This window comes from Cohnella endophytica, assembly GCF_003628305.1.
GTDB lineage: Bacteria > Bacillota > Bacilli > Paenibacillales > Paenibacillaceae > Cohnella > Cohnella endophytica.
Genome location: NZ_RBZM01000026.1, coordinates 1 through 1,222, shown reverse-complemented (window position 1 = coordinate 1,222; position 1,222 = coordinate 1). Strand labels below are relative to the sequence as shown.

Genomic DNA, 1,222 nt, shown 5'->3' with positions numbered 1-1,222 from the left:
CAAGTTGTGTCCGTTCAAGGAATATTTTACATGATTTGGACGAATTTAAACATCCCCTTGATACAAAAAAATTGTCTAATAGTCGCAGATTTTTGACCAAGTTACTTGGCGTGAAGCCTGGCGCCTATTCCTCGTCCTCGTCCTTGCCGCCCTGGAGGACTTGTAAGCCCCTTTGACGAGCCATGTCCGCAATATCCTTCCGGATTGTCTTTTCGTTCTTAGCGCGTCCCTTGAGCCCGAATCCGGGGTCTAGGCGATATGTAAGCGATGTTCCCACCTTCGGACCCTTGTGAATGATCCGCTTCTCTACAAGCACCTTCATAGCCCTTGAGACGTTCGGCTTCTTCATGCCGAGCTCATCGGCTATTTCCTGTTGACCAATCCGCAACCAATTCTCGAAATCTAGTTTGCCAAAGACGTACATCAGCACCGACAGCTGCTCTCCGGTTAAACCTAATTTAGCTAGGTGAAGGAATCCCTCTTGCATAGCCATAAAAAACCCCCCACTAAAATATTTTCGTCTTAATTCCACCACTGCGAGGACTATTTCTCCTGTTTCAGTATTGACCAATTTATGCTTGTCCATTTCCAATTTTCACTCCCCCGCATTGTTATCATATTTGATATCGATGTTATCATATTTGATATCTATGTCAATCAAATTTTCCCGTCCTATCAACCTTTTTTTAATCTCTCTTCTGTCTCATTATCTTTAGGGGCTTTTTTGTGTGTTTTAGGGCATTAACTTTTTCCAGTTTTATGCCGTTAAATGTGCCTAATTTTTTTTCGGAATGACGATTCGTGTCCATTACTCAAGTATAGGGGCGAGCCCCTATGACCCCCTCTTAAAACTGGAAATTGTGCGTTGCTTCACGCTATGAAACTTTGGGTCGCGCCCTGCCACTTTTACACACTCTTTTTTTGAAAGGGAGGGGTCGGTCAATCGGTGACCTCCCATACCTCGCCGCATGCGTGCCACCCAGAGGGTCGCCCTTCATGCTTGCCGAGGGTCGGGAGGCATGGCGGCCATCCCGACAAGAGCGCACAAAAAAAGAGTTTCTACCCGTTTCTACGAGTGGAAACCCCTTTTCCCGCCAAGTTGTGTCCGTTCAAGGAATATTTTACATGATTTGGACGAATTTAAACATCCCCTTGATACAAAAAAATTGTCTAATAGTCGCAGATTTTTGACCAAGTTACTTGGCGTGAAGCCTGGCGCCTA

2 protein-coding genes are annotated in these 1,222 nt (G+C 45.4%); one reads left to right on the top strand and one right to left on the bottom strand.

Features of this window, described 5'->3' with window-relative positions; all coding sequences use genetic code 11:
* Nucleotides 1-124: 124 nt before the first annotated feature.
* Nucleotides 125-586, bottom strand: a complete 462-nt coding sequence (locus D7Z26_RS27090; RefSeq protein ID WP_120980156.1) for a MarR family transcriptional regulator — start codon at nucleotides 584-586, stop codon at nucleotides 125-127.
* 433 nt (nucleotides 587-1,019) lie between these two features.
* Between D7Z26_RS27090 and D7Z26_RS27900 the strand changes: the two genes are divergently transcribed.
* Nucleotides 1,020-1,222: hypothetical protein (locus tag D7Z26_RS27900; protein WP_233567235.1), on the top strand; the 203-nt coding region annotated here is incomplete at its 3' end.

Coding starts and splice junctions, on each gene's coding strand:
- D7Z26_RS27090 (WP_120980156.1), bottom strand. CDS start 586: ATGGACAAGCATAAATTGGTCAATACTGAAACAGGAGAAATAGTCCTC.